The sequence below is a fragment of the Balneolaceae bacterium genome, from assembly GCA_034521445.1.
GTDB lineage: Bacteria > Bacteroidota > Rhodothermia > Balneolales > Balneolaceae > JAXHMM01.
This window is the reverse complement of record JAXHMM010000017.1, coordinates 220753-237846: the sequence shown is the minus strand read 5'-3', so window position 1 is coordinate 237846 and position 17094 is coordinate 220753. Positions and strand designations below refer to the sequence as shown.

Genomic DNA, 17094 nt, shown 5'->3' with positions numbered 1-17094 from the left:
AATTCGTTATTTTGGAAACGCTTTTAAAACAAAACTATTACCCTTCAAAATTCACCCCGCCATGAGCTCCAACGCCTCCCAGATGCCTTCCCTCCAGGAGATGATAAAGCAGATTAACGAGACCCAGCAGGAAATACGCAGGGGAGGGGGCGATAAACGTGTGGCCAAACAACATAACAAAGGCAAGATGACCGCCAGGGAGCGCGTGGAACGGCTGGTGGATGAGGACGCCAGGTTCTACGAGCTGGGAATTTGGGCCGGCCACGGAATGTACGAGGAGGAGGGAGGTTGCCCGGCCGGCGGGGTGATCATGGGCGTTGGCAAGGTGAGCGGACGTCGCTGCATCGTCGTGGCCAACGACGCCACAGTCAAGGCGGGCGCATGGTTCCCCATCACCGCCAAGAAGAACCTGCGTGCCCAGGAGATCGCCCTTGAAAACCACCTGCCCATCCTCTACCTGGTCGACTCGGCCGGGGTTTACCTGCCCATGCAGGACGAGATTTTTCCGGACAAGGAGCACTTTGGCCGCATTTTCCGCAACAACGCCGTGCTCAGCGCCCGCGGCATCCCACAGATCGCCGCCATCATGGGCAGCTGCGTGGCGGGCGGGGCCTACCTGCCCATCATGAGCGACGAGGCGCTGATCGTGGATGGCACGGGCAGCGTCTTTCTGGCAGGCAGCTACCTGGTGAAAGCCGCCATAGGCGAGGAGGTGGACAACGAAACCCTCGGCGGGGCCACCACCCATACAGAGATCAGCGGGGTGACCGACTACAAGATGGAAGACGACGAGGAGTGCCTGTCCACCGTGCGCGACCTGGTCGGCAAGCTGGGGCCCTTCGACACGGCGGGCTTCAACCGGGCCGAGCCCAGTGAGCCCGAGACCGACCCCGTCGAACTGCTCGACATCCTGCCCGACGACCGTACCAAACCGTATGATGTGCACGACTTACTCAAAGGGATTATCGACGCCGGCAGCTTTACCGAATTCAAAAAGGGTTACGGGCAGACTCTTGTGACCGGCTTCGCCCGCATCGACGGCTGGAGCGTGGGCGTGGTGGCCAACCAGCGCAAAGTGGTACGCAACAAGCAGGGCGAGATGCAGATCGGCGGGGTGATCTACTCCGACTCGGCCGACAAGGCGGCCCGTTTTGTCATGAATTGCAACCAGAAGAAAATCCCCATTCTTTTCCTGCAGGATGTCTCCGGTTTTATGATCGGCAAGCGCAGCGAGCACGGCGGCATCATCAAGGACGGGGCCAAAATGGTCAACGCCGTGGCCAACAGCACCGTGCCCAAAATCACCGTCATTGTCGGCAACAGCTACGGGGCGGGCAACTATGCCATGTGCGGACGCGCCTACGATCCGCGTTTTATCTACGCCTGGCCGTCGGCGCAGATCGCCGTCATGGGGGGCACCCAGGCGGCCAAGGTATTGACGCAGATCCGCGTCTCCTCCCTCAAGAAAAAAGGCGAAGAGATTACGGAGGAGGAAGAGCAGCAGATCATGCGGGAGATACGCGAGCGATACGAAGAGCAGACCGACGTGCGCTACGCCGCCGCCCGCATGTGGGTGGATGAGATTATTAATCCCGTGGAAACCCGGGAACGCGTCTCCGAGGCTATCGCCTGCGCCAACCACAACCCCGACATCCCCGAATTCAAGACCGGCGTGATGCAGGTATGAGCGGTGGGCGCCAGGCCCCGCTCTTGCTTCTCAAGGGGCCGATAAATCAACGATTCTGTGCCATGGATGGGGTCCGTTTACATATTTTATTGTTTAGCTCTTTTCATTAGTCCGTGAAAAGTACGTACTTGGTTTTTAAACCTGAACCAACCACACCGGTGCACATGAAGCGAGTACTCAGCATGCTACCTGTACTGCTTGTGATGGTCGGACTGGCTGCCGCCGCCCAGGCCCAGTTTCCGCCCCAGTCACAGGCACCTGACAACGACAACTCCGGTCTGCCAGCCCGGGCCTTCGACAACGTAACTATCCATCTCGCCGACGGCAGCACCGTCGAGAGTGGAACCATCGTCTGGCGGGGCGGGGTGGTCGAAGCCATGGGCAGCAACGTAACCATTCCCTTCGACGCCCTGGTGACCGACGGGGGTGACTCCCTGCACGTCTATCCGGGCTTCCTGGACGGCTACGCCGAATGGAGCAGCCCCGAAGCCATCGACTTCGACGAGACCCCGCGCTATCGCGGCTCTCCCACCATGGTGCGCGCAGGCATCCGGCCGGACCGCCGGGCCCGCGAGGTTCTTACGATGGATTCCGACAACCTCGCTTCGGCCTTGCAGCACGGAATCACCTCTGGCAATATGGCCGCCCGAGGTTATATGGTCCCCGGACAGACCGACCTGTTCTTACTTAAAACGCAGCTGGAAACCGGAGATCTCTTTATGGGGGGCACGGGCATGCAGATGCAGTTCGAGGACTCCGACGGCGTCTTCCCCGGCACGACCATGGGGGTGGTCTCCCGGATGCATCAGCTCTGGTACGATGCCGAGGCGCACCGCGACTGGCAGACCTACTACGCTTCCAACGCCTCGCAGCTCTCCCCGCCCGATCACGAGCCTCAGCTGGAGGCCATGGTCCCGGTCATGGACGGCGAACAACGCGTCTTTTTCAAGGTGGACTCCAAGGAGAATATCGAGCGCGTCTTTAAGCTGCAGGATGAGCTGGGCTTCGAGGCGGTCATCGTCTCCGGCCTGGGCGCCTGGAAAGTGGCTGACGAGCTGAACCGGCGCGGCATTCCCGTGCTGGCCTCTGTCGACTTCCCCGACGAGCCCGAATGGCACTCTGACGAGGAGGAAGGCGACTCCGGCGAAGAGCTCACCGACGCCGACCAGGAGTTCCGCGACAAACAGTGGAATGCCTACCTCGAGGCGGTGCGAAATATCCGCACGCTGATGGACGCCGGCGTTGAGGTCGGATTCGCCACGGCGGGCACCGGACTGGGCGACCTCAAGGGCCATATGGCCACCCTGCTGGAGCACGGGCAGATGGGCGAAGATGAGCTGCTTCAGCTGCTCACCGTACATACCGCGGAGATTCTGAACGCCTCCGGGGCCCTGGGTGATCTTACCACCGGACGCGTGGCAAGCTTCAGCGTTATGAGCGACGCCTTTACGTCCGAGGACGCCGAGGCCCTCTACACCGTCTCCGACGGATCGCTCATCGAGCACAACGATTAATGACCATTCAAGGATGAACAGAGCCATGAAGAAACTAATGCTTACTCTCCTCCTGGCCTGCCTCACGGCGGTCGGATTCGGCCAGCCCACCGGCTCGGTCCACATCAAGGGAGGAACTGTACTTACCATTACTGACGGTGTGATGGAGAACACCGACGTTCTGATCGAGGACGGCATCATCACCCAAATCGGGCAGAACCTGAGCACGCCCAGCGGCGTGGCCGTAGTGGACGCCACCGGCAAATACGTCATGCCCGGCATCCTCGATGCGCACTCGCACATTGCCGGCGTGGACATCAACGACGCCTCCAGCCCTGTCACCGCACAGGTGAAAATGGGCGACTCCATCGACCCCAACGATGTCAGCATCTACCGGGCACTGGCCGGGGGCGTGACTTCCATCCACCTGCTGCACGGCTCGGCCAACGTAATCGGCGGCGAGTCGGAGACCCTCAAGCTTCGCTATGGGCAGGACCAGGAGGGACTCAAGTTCCAGGACGCACCGCGCACCATCAAGTTCGCCCTGGGGGAAAATCCCACCCGTGTACACGGACAGGGACGCGGCATCATGCCCCGCACGCGGATGGGCGTTGAGCAGATCATCCGCATGAAGTTCGACGAAGCCCTGGATCATGAGCGCAACCGCGAGGAGTACCTGGCGGCACGCGAGGCCTACGAAAACGGCAACGGACCCGCTCCCAAACCGGTGCCCCGCAACGTGCAGCTTGAGACGGTTGCAGATATCCTTAACGGGGAAATCCTGGTGCACATTCACTCCTATCGGGCCGATGAAATCCTCATGATCATGCGCGTCTTCAACGACTACGGCGTGGAGAACTACACCTTTACTCATGGCAACGAGGCCTTCAAGGTGGCCACTGAACTGCGCAAAAATGGTGCTCACGCCTCGGTCTTCGCCGACTGGTGGGCCTACAAATTCGAGGTCTACTACTCGACCGCCTACAACGCTTCCATCCTGAATGCCAACGATGTGAATGTGAGCATCAACTCCGACAGCGGTGAGCTTATCCGCCACCTCAACCATGAGGCGGCCAAGACCGTACGCTACGGAAGCACCTCCGAAAACGACGCTCTGCGCATGATCACCATCAACCCGGCACACCAGTTGGGCGTGGACGACAAGGTGGGCAGTCTGGAGGAGGGCAAGCACGGCGACGTTTCCATCTGGAGCGGCCACCCGCTGAGCATCTACAGCATCAATGAGAAGACCTTTGTGGACGGAGTCAAATACTTCGACCGGGAAGAGGATCCCGACGATATGCGCATCGAGATCAGCCCGACCACCGAAAATGAGCACACCGGCTTCGAGCCCGGCAGGAATGCGCTGATTTCCGGCGGACGCCACTTCGACTCCTGCATGAGGGACACCGAAGTGTTCTACCTCTTCGGGGAATCCTCCTCCAAGTAAGAATTAAATTTAAAGGACGCATTACTATGAAGGCATTCAAACAGCTAACGCTTACACTGATGGCCATCTGCCTCACGGCGGGCGCCGCCATCGCCCAGATTCCCGAGAAGCCCGAGTTCGGGCAGTTCGCCATCACGGGCGCCGATATCTACACCGTCACCGACGGCGTGATCGAGGGCGGTACCGTGCTTATCGACGGCAAGACCATAACCGCGGTGGGACAGAACGTCACCGTGCCTGCCGGCTACCAGCGCATCGATGCGGCCGGCAAAAGGATCTATCCCGGATTCATCGACGCAGGCACCGGGGGACTGGGCCTGATTGAGGTCAGCGCCGTGCCGGTAACGGTGGACGCCAACGAAATCGGCGAGTTCAAGCCCCATGTGATGGCCTTTACCGCCATCAATCCCCACAGCGCCGCCATCCCGGTGACGCGCACCAACGGCATCACTACGGTGATTTCGCCCCCGGGCGGCGGCACCATTCCAGGCATGGCCACCCTCATCGACCTTTACGGCAACTCACCCGACTCCATGGCTGTGCTGCAGCGCGCGGCGCTGGTGCACGACTGGCCCTCATCCACGGGGGGTGGCTGGTGGGACAACCGCTCCGAGCAGCAGATACGGGAGCAGTACGAGGAGAATGTGCAGGATATACAGGACTACTGGGACCGTGCCTTCGCCTACAATGAGATGATGAACGCCTGGGAGCAGAGTCCCGCCGGCAAGGAGCAGCCCGACAAGGTGCCCGATCTGGAGGCCATGCGCCCTGTTATTAACGGGGAGATCCCTGTAGCCATCGCGGTGAACGACTCCCGCGACATCCTGGAGGTGATCGAATGGACCACCGCCATGGAGGAGCGCGGCATTCGCTTCATACTGGCGGGTGTGGACGAGGGCTGGCTGGTGGCCGACGAGATTGCCGAATCAGGCCTGCCCGCCGTTGTGGGACCGGTACTGAGTACCCCCAGCCACGGCTGGTTCAACTACCAGACCGCCTACCAGAACGCCGGCAAGCTGGCCGAAGCGGGCGTGAAAGTAGCCATCACAGCCGGTGACGTGGAGAACACGCGCAACCTGCCTTTCAACGCCGGCTACGCCGCCACCTACGGCATGGGCATTGAGGAGGCGCTGAAAGCCGTAACCATTAACCCCGCCGAGATCTTCGGCGTGGGCGACCGCCTCGGAAGCATCGAGGAGGGCAAACAGGCGAACCTCTTCATCGTGAACGGCGATCCCTTCGAGCCGCTTTCTCAGGTGGAGCAGGTCTGGATCGAGGGATTCAAGATTCCGATGACCGACCGCCATATGAAACTTTACGAGCAGTTTCTGGACCGCGGAGTGGCCGGCGAGCGCAACTGACGCGTCCGCCTGCGCCATGGCGCAACAGGAATAAAAGATATAAGGCCGTCCCGTGACTCTCGGGACGGCCTTTCTTACTTTAGGACTTCTAGGACTTCTGGACTTACCGACTCCCCGACTTTCCGACTTCAAGACTTTCTGACTTTAAGACTTTCCGACTTTGAAGACTTTGAAGGTTGCCGCCCTGCAGATGAACAGCCAGCCCGACCTGGACTACAACCTGGACCAGGCCTACCGGCTGGTGCGCCAGGCCGCCTTCGAGGGCTGCCGCATGGCCTGCCTCCCCGAAAACTTCTCCTGGATGGCGCGCCCGGAGGAACGCGCCGGGCGGGCGGCGGAGATTGCCTCGCGCAGCCGCGCCTTCCTGCGGGAAACATCCGCGGAATTTGATATCTGGATTGCCGGAGGCACCTATCCCGAGCCGGATGGGGCGCCCGGGGGACTGATCTTCGCACGCTCGGAGCTGGTGGGACCCGACGGGGAGCTGCGCGCCTCCTACGACAAGATGCACCTGTTTGACGTGGATCTGCCCGGTGGAGAGTCCTACCGGGAATCGGACTTCATCGCGCCGGGGCAGGGGGGACCGACGGTGTCGGAAGATCCCGAAACGGGCGCTGTGGGCCTTTCGGTCTGCTACGACCTGCGTTTTCCCGAGCTCTACCGCGCGCTCTCGGACCGCGGGGCCCAGATGCTGCTGGTGCCCTCGGCCTTTACCCGCACCACCGGTCAGGCGCACTGGCACCCGCTGCTGCGCGCCCGCGCCATCGAGAACACCTGCTGGGTGGTGGCCGCCGCCCAGCACGGGCGGCACGGGGATAACCGGCATACTTTCGGACACGCCCTGATAGCGGACCCCTGGGGGGAGATATCGGCCGAAAAACCCGAGGGGACAGGCATGGCCGTCGCGGAGCTGGACCCGGTCCGCCTGGAAGAGGTGCGCCGCGCCCTTCCCTCGCTGAAACACCGCAGGCTGTAGGAAGGACCGGCTACGGGTTACGTTTTCCGTATCGGTAGAGCAGGGCGTCGGCGCCCAGGACCAGTCCGCCCAGCGCCAACAGGGCCGCCACACTCAGCAGCGGCTCCCAGATCACGAATCCGCCCACCATGCCCAGTACGGCGCCCAGGTACTGGATGTAGCGAAGCTGCTCGTTGGTAGCCCCGCGGATGATACGGGAGATCTCCCGGTCGTCGTACCTTCTCAGGTTATCCTCCACCAGGGCATGTACGTCCAGTTGGTTGATGAGCTTGTAGAGCAGGGAAGTAACCACGTTTTCAATGGCCTCACTGTGCTCGTCGATTTTTTCCGGGAGGCGGTCGAGCAGCTCGTCGGTCTTGTTGAGGGCGCCCTCGATGGAGTCCGGAAGCCGTACCAGCGCCTCCTCGACAATTTCCTGCATCTCCTGTCCCTTAATAAAGGAGTAGGCCCTGAGAGCTACCTTCTCGATGGCCTTCCCCTCCAGTGCATCCTCCATCTCGCGAATGATTTTACGGGCCATGGCGGTACGGATCTCCGGGTCGGCAATCATTTCGTCTACGTAGGCCACCACCCACTCCTTGAGCTCCGCGCGGAAGGCGGGCTTGTCGATGACCCCGCGGATGTATTCGGTGGACTGCTCGCGGTAGCGGGTGATGACCCCCGACTCGTGAATGCGCCGTTTGATAATCTCGGGGTTGATCAGGTCTTCCGATACCGCCTGCGCCAGCCGGTAGGCGATGCGGTCCTTCTGGGCGGGGACCAGCCCGTGTCCAAGCAGGGGACGCTTTTCAGCGGGCTTGAAGAGCATGGTGATGGCCAGCCAGTTGGTGAGGTAGCCGATGAGTCCGCTGACGCTGACGATTTTGAGCAGGCCGGAGAAGGTGAGGGTATAGCCCCATACCGTCCAGCTCATCCCGGGAAAATCCCAGAAGAAGGAACATGCAAAGAACCCGGCCAGGAGCCAGGGTACGGCCGAAAGCACGGTCAGCAGGCCGGGACGGTGGTGACGGTAGCGCTCCAGGGGACTTGCGCCGGGAGTCGCCTGTTCGCCCAGCTCTTCGATGCGGCTGTGCCGGCGGATGATCTCCCAGAGCCGGCCTGCGTAGAACCGGGTTTTCTCCCGGGCCGAGGCCAGGGCTGTCTCGCCGGAATCCTCCTCGTGTATCATGTTATTGTCGCTGTCCATAGGCTTGTACTACGAAATCGGGCCGCCTGGGTTTAGCGGTCGTCCAGCATGCTCAGGTAGTGCTCCTCCCGGCGGGTCATCTCCTTTTTGCGGGCGGGAGTGTCGTCGCCGTAGCCCGCCAGGTGCAGCAGTCCGTGAAGCAGTATGCGGCGGAATTCCCGTCCCTCGCCCTCCCCGTAATCGGCGGCCTGCTCGGCGATGCGGGATGCGCAGCAGTAGAGAGTGGCTTCAATTCCCGACTTGGTTTCGGCAGCGGGGGAGGCTTCCTCCCCCGTATCGTAGCGGAAGGTGATGATGTCGGTCACATAGGTCCGGTCAAGGTACTCCCGGTTGATCTCACGGATGGCCTCCTCGTCCACGTACACAATTTCCAGAAGGGAGAAGCGGCAGTTTTCGCCTTTCTCAACGAGACGGGCAGCCTCGCGGGCACAGGCCGGAGTCAGCGGCACGCCGGTCCCGCTTCGGTTGAACAGTTGCAGCGGATACTCGCCGGACATGGGGCTATTCGTCGAAGGAGAAGTCGTCCAGGTCCACCGATTCGGTGAGGGAAAGGGCGATGGCGCACATCATCAGGTCCTCGGGAAGCTTGGTGAAATCGCTGTTGAGGATGAGCTCGCTCACGTTGGAGTAGAGACTGCAGCCGGCGCCGCGCTCAACGATCAGGCCTGAGGTGCGTTCGTGCTGGCGGCCGAAAAAGGTGACCTGCTTGAGCATGTCGCTGGCGATGAAGGCCGTGCAGTTGTGCAGCTGCAGGAAGGTGTTGGAGGCGTAGACCGAAACCATATTGAGGGGCTCGCCGTTAACCTCCAGTCCCAGGTGGATTTCCAGGGCCAGCTTGCGACCCTCCTCGGGGTTCTGCACCTCCAGCCGGAAGACATCGTCGCCCAGGGGCTTCGCTTCGGAGCCCAGAATCTTAGCGATGGCGTCGATGTTTTCCTTGGTGAACTGGTGTACCATGGATGGTGCGGTTGGTTAGCCTGTGTGCCGTCTCTGCCCGTGGCTGCAGCCGACGGGCAAATATACCATTACAATCCCGGAAAAAGAAATGCCCGGCCCCTAATCGAGGCCGAACTGACCGAGGTATTCCAGGTTCTCCGCCTCCGTGGTGGGGAAGGGTACCCGGCTGGTGGTCATATCGTTAACGGTGTCGGCCAGCTGGGAGGCGAGGGTCGTGTCTCCGTCCAGGTAGTAGATACGCTGCATAAGCATCAGGTGACTCAGGTTGCGGGAGATGTCGCGCTGCACGTTGTTAAAACGCGACTGCAGATCCTGAATCTGCTGTTTCAGCCGGCGCTGACGCTCCATGTTGGCGTTCATGCGGGCGTTGTTGATCTTTTCCTGCAGGGCGCCGTATTCAGACTGTACGCCGTCGTAGCGGCTGATCACCTGCGAGAGCTCATCCAGAGCTTCAGGCTGCCCCTTGTTGACCAGCTCCAGGGCCGCTTCGGTATCTCCGGCCTGTGCGTAGCTGTAGGCGTAGAGGGCCAGCGTGCCGAAATCGCCGGTGTTGGATTCCAGGAAGGGGACTTTTTCTCGTCCCCAGTCCAGCCATTTCACCGCGCTCTCGTTGTTGCCGAGGCGCCGGTAGCGATCGGCCAGCTCGGTGATGCTGAAGCGGTAGTTGCCCAGCATGCGCCGGATGTTCTCATCAAGGTACATGTCGGGGTTGTCCCAGCCGCGGAAACGGAAGTCGTTGAGCCTCTTGGCGTGAAACTCCGGGTCGATCCAGCCGTAGTTGGAACCTTCGCGCTGCTGTGGCACCACCCGGAAGGCCTTGCCTTCGAAACGGAAGTAGTCCTGCAGGTTGAGCTGGCTGCCCGAAGAGACGGTGTTGGAGAAGTAGACGGGCCGCAGCCACTGGTTCTGCCGCAGGATGTGCAGAATCATCTCATCCTGGATCTGAAGGTAGCGGATCTCGTTGCCCTGCTGGTCGGTTCCGGCGGGCCGACCTTGCAGGTACCAGCTTACCTCGTTGTCGAGAGAATCCACCGGTATGCCGAAGTCCACGCCTTCACGGTAGAGGCTAAGGCTGGTGTCAGGCTTTACCCCGATGGTTTCCTTGAAACTTCTATCTCCGGAAAAGGCGGTTCGCAGCAGCTGCTTGTCAACCGGAATGCTGAGGGTGTCGGGCTGGTAGCGGGTATAGCCGCTGGTCATCTGCTCGATTTCCTCGTTGGTCAGGTCGATGGGCAGCGGGGCGGATTCGTGGGACCACTGGTCACGCAGCTGTTTGATGTACCAATCGGTATTGAGCAGGCTCAGACAGACGATGCGCACGTCGGTGCGCACACCCTCTACCTCCTGAAGGTACCAGAGGGGAAAGGTGTCGTTGTCGCCGTTGGTGAAAAGTATACCGTTGGGGGCTACCGAATTGAGCAGGTTGTAGGCGTAGTCCGAGGCGATATAGCGCTCGCTGCGGTCGTGGTCATGGAAGTTTTGGTAGCCCATCCAGAGCGGTAGTGCCAGCATGCAGAGGCCCAGCACTCCGCCAGCGGCTGCTAGATTTCGTCCCAGGTACTCCTTGACCATCTGGATAAGGCCGACCCCTCCCATGCCCACCCATATGGCGAATGCGAAGTAGGATCCCACATAGGCATAGTCCCGCTCGCGCGGCTGGTCGGGGGTCTGGTTGAGGAAGACGATGACGGCCAGTCCCGTCATGATAAAGAGCACCATGACCGAGAGCGCCCGTTTCCAGTCTTTCTGGAAGTGGAATATCATCCCGAAGAGCCCAATCAGGAAGGGCAGGTAGAAGTAGGAATTATGCGCGGGATTGTCCTCATAGGGACTCTCGGTGAAGCCGGCCTGCCAGCCGGTGTCCTGGATGTCGGACTCCCGGCCGATAAAGTTCCAGTTGAAATAGCGGATGTACATGTGGTTAACCTGGTAACTCCAGAAATAGTCCCAGTCGCTGGCGTAGTTGGCGTAGGCCTGCATGTGCTGGGGATTCTGGGAGTAGCGGCGGGGCAGGAAGGTCTCCTCCTCGGTGTTCACACGTCCCTGGCTGTTGTCGTAGGTGTAGCCGGTCAACAGGGGCGTCTGCCCGTACTGCTCGCGCTCAAGGTAGCTGATGAAGGCCTCCATGGTCTCCGGGTCGTTCTCGTCAATGGGCGGATCGGCCACCGAGCGGATAAAGATGAGCGCATAGGAGGAGTAGCCTATGAGGATCATGGTATAGGCCAGCACCACCAGGTTGGCCAGGCGGTGGTTCCGCGTATGCGTGTACCAGAGGGCCCAGCCCACCAGGGCGGCCACCAGCACCATGAAGGCAATGGGTCCGATCAGGCCGTAGGTCGCCTGGTCGATGCCGTCCATGATGGAGGGGATGGTCTGGATGGTGAAGGGATAGATTACGCCGAAGGAGAGTACCGAGAGCAGGCCCGCACCCAGAAAGGTCATAAACTGAAACTCGCGCTTCTTGAAGTAGACAATGAGCACCACGAAGAAAAAGGCGAGCAGGTTGAGCAGGTGCACGCCGAGGGCCAGTCCAAACATGTAGGCGATGAGGATGAGCCAGCGCTCGTTGTGGGCCTCGCGGTGATGTTCGGACCACTTGAGGGCCATCCAGACCACTGCGGCAGTGAAGAACATGGAAATGGCGTAGACCTCGGCCTCCGCGGCGTTGAACCAGAAGGTGTCAGTTACCGCAAAGGTGAAGGCACCGAGCAGGGCCCCGCCGTACATGCCCATCTTGTCAATGGCCTCCATGGCGTCCACCTCCGGCTTCCACTCGCGCACCAGCCGCACCACGATAAGGTAGAGCAGCATGACGGTGAGTGCGGAAGTGAGGGCGCTGACAAAGTTGATGCTCATGGCCACGTAGCCGGAGGGCATGAACATGGAGAAAAGGCGCCCGAGCAGGGAGTAAAAGGGGGCGCCCGGCGGGTGGTTCACCTGCAGTCCGTGGGCCACGGCAATAAACTCACCGGCGTCCCAGAACGAGGCGGTGGGAGCCATGGTGAAGAAGTAGAGCAGGAGGGAGGCGAAAAAAACGAAAAGGGCCAGCCATTTATTGGTCGTTCTGTGGTCCTTGAACATTCCGTGCGGGTTGATTAAATCGATGAAAAAGGGGCTTTTCAGTCAGGCATGCAATAATACGCATGGGCGGTGTGGAATCAAAATTAGGCACCCGTCATCCAGTGTCGAAAAAGTCTAACGGTAAGTCCGACGTGATATTTCCGACAGTTCCGTTTGCCTCTCATGAAAAAAATAGTTAAAAAAAGGCTGGCCGTCCGCAGCGGCTGTACGTTTTAATACCTTTGATGCGCTAACTCCAAAAAATCGGCACGGGAAACGAATGGCATCCACCTCCAACTCCTCTTCCGGACAGTTTTTTTCCTCCAAACTGGGACTCATCCTGAGTGTGCTGGGCATCGCCGTAGGCACGGGCAACATCTGGCGCTTCCCGCGCATCGTAGCCCAGAACGGGGGACAGGAGGGTGCCGGGGCCTTCCTGCTGGCCTGGATCTGCTGCCTTTTCCTTTTCTCCATCCCGCTCATCATCGCCGAATACGGCATCGGCCGCCACGGGCGCAAGGGGGTGATCGGCTCCTTCGTGAAGCTGGTGGGTGAGAAATTCGCCTGGATGGGCGCTTTCATCGGCTTCGTGGCCACAGCCATCATGTTCTACTACAGCGTCATCGCCGGCTGGTGCCTCTATTACCTGATCCAGTCGGTGGCCGCCGATCTCCCCTCCAGCGTCGCGCAGGCCGAATCGGTGTGGTACGGCTTTCAGGGTTCGGCCCTGCCTTCGGTCTTCCACGCCCTGATGATGGGCGCCGGCGGCTTCATCGTAGTCAAGGGCATCTCCTCCATCGAGCGTATCAACAAGGTGCTCATACCCTCCCTGCTGCTGGTGGTGGTAATCTCCCTGGTGCGCGCAGTCACCCTGCCGGGCAGCTACGAGGGAATCGCCTACCTGTTTACGCCCGACTGGTCCACCCTATCCCAGCCCACCATCTGGATCGAGGCTCTCACCCAGAACGCCTGGGACACCGGCGCGGCGTGGGGACTGATCCTGACCTACGCGGCCTACATGCGCTCAAAGGATGACGTGACCATCAGCGCCTTCCAGACCGGCATAGGCAACAACATCGTCTCCCTGCTGGCTGCCGTGACCATCTTCTCCACCGTCTTCGGCATCCTGGGCAGCGGCATGAGCAGCTCCGAGGTGCTGGGTATCATGCAGGATTCCGGCCCCGCCGGTACGGGACTCACCTTTATGTGGATGCCCCAGCTCTTCGCCGAGATGCCCGGGGGACCCATATTCGCCATTCTCTTTTTCCTGGGACTCACCTTTGCCGCCTTCAGCTCGCTGATCTCCATGATTGAACTCGCCAGCCGCGTTTTCGTCGACATGGGAGTTACCCGGACCAAGGCCGTGGCTGGAATATGCGTCGCCGGCTTTCTGCTGGGCATGCCCTCGGCCCTCTCCACCGATTTCCTGGCCAACCAGGACTTCGTCTGGGGCGTAGGCCTGCTTATCTCGGGCGCATTCATGTCCTTTGCCATCATCAGATACGGTCCCTCGAAGTTCCGCAGCGAGATCGTGAACATCGAGGAGAGCAACCATACGCTGGGTCCCTGGTGGGAAATAGTCATCAAGTACGTGGTGCCTGTAGAGGTCGTGACCCTGCTGGCCTGGTGGATCTACCAGAGCGCAGCCACCGACGCCTGGTTCAATCCCCTCAGCCCTTTCTCGCTGGCGACGGTGTTGCTGCAGTGGGGGGTGGCCATGGGACTGCTCTATTTCTATAACCGCCGCCTGGCCGGCAAGACCCGCGAGGAGTTTTCCGCGGGCGAATAACCTGCGCGGCCGCGCTGCGTACACGAAGGGCGCGGCCAGAGTATGGCCCGCCTCCATTGGAACCTACCGACTGACGCCATGACCAACCAAGCGCGAATCCTCGCCACCGCCGAATTCAACCCGGATATCAAAAAATACCTGCTCGTATTCAGTATCCTGGTCAGCACAGCCACCATTGCGGGTATCTTGCTCATCCCTTTCATTCTGGTGATCGCCCCCATCCTTATCCGCAAATACTTTGACCGCCTGAGCTGCGAGCTGACCACGCGCGCCCTGCGTTTCGAAAAAGGATTTATATTTCACATCGAACGAACCATACCGCTGGACAAAATTCAGGATCTTACCTTCAAGGAGGGGCCTCTGCTGCGCGCCTTTGGCCTGAGCATCCTGAAGGTGGAGACGGCGGGCAACACCGGCCAGGGGACCAGCGACCTGACGCTCATCGGCATCGTGGATGCGGCCGCCTTCCGCCAGATGGTACTTGAGCAGCGCGATGTGGTGACCGACAACTCCCTGTCCGCCGCGAACTCCGACAGTGTGGAACAGGGAGAGACGGCCGCCCTGCTGCGCGACATACGCGATACGCTGGGGCGCATCGAGAAGAAGATTTGAGGCGTGATACCGTTTACGGTCAGCGTCCTTCCGCGGCGGTGGATTCGTCGGAGGCCGTGAAGGTCAGCGCCGCCGAATTCATGCAGTAGCGCAGTCCCGTGGGCTCGGGGCCGTCGCTGAAGACGTGACCGATGTGCGATTCGCACCGGGCGCAGACGATCTCGGTGCGCGTCATGAAAAAGGAGTTGTCCACGCGTTCCTCCACGACGTTGGCCTGGATGGGTTTCCAGAAGCTGGGCCAGCCTGTGCCCGATTTGTATTTGTGTGCGGAGCTGTAGAGGGGAAGCCCGCAGGCCGCGCAGTGGTAGACACCCTCCTCTGTGGTATCGAAGTATTCATTTATGAAAGGCGTTTCCGTGCCTTTCTGGCGGAGGATGCGGTATTGCTTGTCGGTGAGCTTCTCCCTCCAGGCCTCCTCGGAGAGCTCCAGTTTCTGGAAGGTGATGGAATCGGCGGGGGCGGCCTCCGCCTGCGAGGCGGCCAGGGTCATATCGGCGGGGCCCTGCTGCAGGAAGCCGGTGATGCCCAACAGCAGCCAGCCCCCGGCCAGCACGATTAGGGTGACGAGAATGGTCCAGAAGGTTTTCATGGCGGGATGGCTTTGGTCAGGGTTTCTCTCAAGCAACAGTTCACAAGGCGCAACCATTCGGAGGTGTGGGAGTGCGCTGTTTTTTTAGAAGAGGGTAAGCGTACCCATGAACAGGCTGGAGTCGATGCCCGGGTTGACCGAACCTGTCTCACCGTTGGAGAGATGAAAAAAATAGTAGCCTACCGAGAGGGAGCTGAAGTCGGAGAGGTAGAGTTCCGCACCGCCACCAACCCCGAATGTGAAGTTGACCCTGGTGCCGCGGTCGTCGGGAAAGGGGGCTTCGAGAAACATCAGTCCGGCGGTCGAACGCAGATAGGGTTGCAGCGCGCGGTCGCTGATGAAATTTAACTGCAGGCCGAGGGGGGAGATACCCACGCCGCCCAGCTGGCGCTGCCGGCCGTCGTCGGGCCATCGGTAGCGGGTGAACAGGCTCACCTCGGCGGAGTACTCCACCAGGTGGCGGCGCCATCGAAGCAGGCGGAGGTTGTAGCGTCCCCCGCCCACGCCCAGCGTCACATCGTCGGTCTCCCCGATGAGACTGTGCGAGTCGTAGGCGTAGCCGCCCCAGATGGAAAATTCATGCATGTGGGGCTCGCCGCGTATCCATCGCAGGCCGGGAGCGCGCTCGCGGTCCGCCGTTGGTTCTGCGGCGTCTTTTTCGCTCTCCATGGCCATTACGGCATCCCCGTGCTGGGCTTGGAGGAGCGAGGCGAGGGCCGGCAGCAGGATCAACAGCAAGGCCGTCGCGGTGTACGCTGCGGGGGGTATGGAGGCCAGCCTCACGGCCGGTTCCCCGGCTGGTCGTCTACCTGGCGGCCGTGACGGCGAAGGATCTCCAGCACCCGGACCACCGGCAGGGCCTCCACGGTATGCCCGTCACGTCCTTCCATGGTTTCGGCGTGGAACAGGGAGTTGATAATGGCTTCTTCGGTGGACTCGTTGACGGCCATGAAGAGGGGAGACATGGCGCTGTTGCGCACCCGTTCCACCTGCTGCGTGCGTCCCTCGCCGCGGTAGGGGACCCGCACCGATTCGGCTGTGGAGAAGGCGATGACGTAGTCCCCGCTGCCGTTGGAAGCGATGCCCCCGCTGCGCGCCAGTCCCAGCATGGCGCGTTTGGCCAGCCGCTCCAGGTTGCGGGAGCCCAGGGGGGCGTCGGTGGCGACCACGATCATGCACGAGCCGTCCGGGGAGTCCTGCAGGCGTCCGCTGAGGTAGTACTCGCCCAGCTCCTCACCCACGGGCACCCCGTCCACCGAGAGCACGCCCCCGAAGTTGGTCTGCACCAGCACGCCGACGGACCATCCGCCCAGGTCGGCGGGCAGCCTGCGCGAAGCGGTGCCTATGCCGCCCTTGAATCCAAAGGCGCTGGTGCCTGTGCCCGCGCCCACGTTACCCTGCGGGACGGCCCCGCCGGAGGCCGAGCGAATGGCCTCCAGCACATCCTCCTTCGCCACATGGCGGCCGCGGATGTCGTTAAGGTAGCTGTCGTTGGTCTCGCCCACCACCGGGTTGACCGAGCCTACGTTTTCGTTGCCCGGCAGACCGAGCGTATAATCCAGCAGTGCGTCAGCCGCCGTGGGTACACTCAGGGTATTGGTAAGCACAACGGGTGTTTCAAGGGTGCCCAGCTCGCGCACCTGTGTGACACCCGCCAGTTTGCCGAAGCCGTTGCCCACATAGATGGCGGCGGGAACTTTCTGCTGGAAGAGGTTGCCCTCATGGGGAAGGATGGCGGTAACGCCGGTGCGCACGTCTCCTCCGCGGACGAGGGTTCGGTGACCCACGCGTACGCCGGGCACGTCGGTAATGGCGTTGCGCGGGCCGGTCTCCATGACGCCAATGGCCACTCCGTGGGAGCGGAGGTTATGCTGGGCGGGGCAGAGCGCCGCACCGGCCAGGAGCAACAACAGACAGAAGAGGGTGCTTTTCAT

The 17094-nt window shown here is 61.1% G+C and carries 14 protein-coding genes; 7 read left to right on the top strand and 7 right to left on the bottom strand.

The genetic code is table 11. The features are described 5' to 3' along the window. Nucleotides 1–61 precede the first annotated feature (61 nt). The 5 genes from U5K31_14940 (at nt 62) to U5K31_14920 (ending at nt 6967) form a co-directional block, all read left to right on the top strand. Complete coding sequence (locus tag U5K31_14940) at nt 62–1687, top strand: acyl-CoA carboxylase subunit beta (protein MDZ7774018.1); 1626 nt, start codon at nt 62–64, stop codon at nt 1685–1687. Nucleotides 1688–1851: 164 nt separating this feature from the next. Then, nucleotides 1852–3201 carry a hypothetical protein gene (locus U5K31_14935; GenBank protein MDZ7774017.1) on the top strand — a complete coding sequence of 450 codons (1350 nt, stop codon included), beginning with the start codon at nt 1852–1854 and terminating at the stop codon, nt 3199–3201. 25 nt (nt 3202–3226) lie between these two features. Then, nucleotides 3227–4630 carry an amidohydrolase gene (locus U5K31_14930; protein ID MDZ7774016.1) on the top strand — a complete coding sequence of 468 codons (1404 nt, stop codon included), beginning with the start codon at nt 3227–3229 and terminating at the stop codon, nt 4628–4630. Nucleotides 4631–4656: 26 nt separating this feature from the next. Beyond that, nucleotides 4657–5991 carry an amidohydrolase family protein gene (locus tag U5K31_14925; GenBank protein ID MDZ7774015.1) on the top strand — a complete coding sequence of 445 codons (1335 nt, stop codon included), beginning with the start codon at nt 4657–4659 and terminating at the stop codon, nt 5989–5991. 160 nt (nt 5992–6151) lie between these two features. Continuing rightward, nucleotides 6152–6967, top strand: coding sequence for a carbon-nitrogen hydrolase family protein (locus tag U5K31_14920; protein MDZ7774014.1), 816 nt, complete (start codon nt 6152–6154; stop codon nt 6965–6967). A gap of 10 nt (nt 6968–6977) precedes the next feature. Here U5K31_14920 and U5K31_14915 read toward each other — a convergent pair whose 3' ends face one another. The 4 genes from U5K31_14915 to U5K31_14900 all read right to left on the bottom strand — a co-directional run bounded on the left by U5K31_14915 (nt 6978) and on the right by U5K31_14900 (nt 12191). Continuing rightward, nucleotides 6978–8153 (bottom strand): DUF445 family protein, encoded by a 1176-nt coding sequence (locus U5K31_14915; protein MDZ7774013.1) that lies wholly within the window; start codon nt 8151–8153, stop codon nt 6978–6980. A gap of 32 nt (nt 8154–8185) precedes the next feature. Then, complete coding sequence (gene ybeY, locus U5K31_14910) at nt 8186–8650, bottom strand: rRNA maturation RNase YbeY (protein MDZ7774012.1); 465 nt, start codon at nt 8648–8650, stop codon at nt 8186–8188. Nucleotides 8651–8654: 4 nt separating this feature from the next. Next, nucleotides 8655–9110, bottom strand: a complete 456-nt coding sequence (locus tag U5K31_14905) for a hypothetical protein (GenBank protein ID MDZ7774011.1) — start codon at nt 9108–9110, stop codon at nt 8655–8657. Between the two features lie 99 nt (nt 9111–9209). Continuing rightward, nucleotides 9210–12191 carry a DUF2723 domain-containing protein gene (locus U5K31_14900; protein ID MDZ7774010.1) on the bottom strand — a complete coding sequence of 994 codons (2982 nt, stop codon included), beginning with the start codon at nt 12189–12191 and terminating at the stop codon, nt 9210–9212. A gap of 259 nt (nt 12192–12450) precedes the next feature. On the opposite strand from U5K31_14900, the gene U5K31_14895 reads away from it, so the two are divergent. Together U5K31_14895 and U5K31_14890 are read left to right on the top strand one after the other, a co-directional pair. Next, the gene (locus tag U5K31_14895) at nt 12451–13959 is read left to right on the top strand and encodes a sodium-dependent transporter (GenBank protein ID MDZ7774009.1); all 1509 of its coding nucleotides are present in this window, start codon (nt 12451–12453) and stop codon (nt 13957–13959) included. 78 nt (nt 13960–14037) lie between these two features. Beyond that, nucleotides 14038–14571 carry a PH domain-containing protein gene (locus U5K31_14890; GenBank protein MDZ7774008.1) on the top strand — a complete coding sequence of 178 codons (534 nt, stop codon included), beginning with the start codon at nt 14038–14040 and terminating at the stop codon, nt 14569–14571. 19 nt (nt 14572–14590) lie between these two features. Here U5K31_14890 and msrB read toward each other — a convergent pair whose 3' ends face one another. From msrB to U5K31_14875, 3 genes are all read right to left on the bottom strand, one after another. Next, complete coding sequence (gene msrB, locus U5K31_14885) at nt 14591–15160, bottom strand: peptide-methionine (R)-S-oxide reductase MsrB (protein MDZ7774007.1); 570 nt, start codon at nt 15158–15160, stop codon at nt 14591–14593. 84 nt (nt 15161–15244) lie between these two features. Next, nucleotides 15245–15943: an acyloxyacyl hydrolase gene (locus U5K31_14880; GenBank protein ID MDZ7774006.1), complete on the bottom strand. Its 699-nt coding sequence runs from the start codon at nt 15941–15943 to the stop codon at nt 15245–15247. Continuing rightward, a complete protein-coding gene (locus U5K31_14875) occupies nt 15940–17094 on the bottom strand; it encodes a P1 family peptidase (GenBank protein MDZ7774005.1) in 1155 nt (384 codons plus the stop codon). The genes U5K31_14880 and U5K31_14875 overlap by 4 nt, the downstream gene beginning before the upstream one ends.

Coding starts and splice junctions, on each gene's coding strand:
- U5K31_14890 (MDZ7774008.1), top strand. CDS start 14,038: ATGACCAACCAAGCGCGAATCCTCGCCACCGCCGAATTCAACCCGGAT.
- U5K31_14900 (MDZ7774010.1), bottom strand. CDS start 12,191: ATGTTCAAGGACCACAGAACGACCAATAAATGGCTGGCCCTTTTCGTT.
- U5K31_14895 (MDZ7774009.1), top strand. CDS start 12,451: ATGGCATCCACCTCCAACTCCTCTTCCGGACAGTTTTTTTCCTCCAAA.
- ybeY (MDZ7774012.1), bottom strand. CDS start 8,650: ATGTCCGGCGAGTATCCGCTGCAACTGTTCAACCGAAGCGGGACCGGC.
- U5K31_14905 (MDZ7774011.1), bottom strand. CDS start 9,110: ATGGTACACCAGTTCACCAAGGAAAACATCGACGCCATCGCTAAGATT.
- U5K31_14925 (MDZ7774015.1), top strand. CDS start 4,657: ATGAAGGCATTCAAACAGCTAACGCTTACACTGATGGCCATCTGCCTC.
- msrB (MDZ7774007.1), bottom strand. CDS start 15,160: ATGAAAACCTTCTGGACCATTCTCGTCACCCTAATCGTGCTGGCCGGG.
- U5K31_14935 (MDZ7774017.1), top strand. CDS start 1,852: ATGAAGCGAGTACTCAGCATGCTACCTGTACTGCTTGTGATGGTCGGA.
- U5K31_14915 (MDZ7774013.1), bottom strand. CDS start 8,153: ATGGACAGCGACAATAACATGATACACGAGGAGGATTCCGGCGAGACA.
- U5K31_14940 (MDZ7774018.1), top strand. CDS start 62: ATGAGCTCCAACGCCTCCCAGATGCCTTCCCTCCAGGAGATGATAAAG.
- U5K31_14930 (MDZ7774016.1), top strand. CDS start 3,227: ATGAAGAAACTAATGCTTACTCTCCTCCTGGCCTGCCTCACGGCGGTC.
- U5K31_14875 (MDZ7774005.1), bottom strand. CDS start 17,094: ATGAAAAGCACCCTCTTCTGTCTGTTGTTGCTCCTGGCCGGTGCGGCG.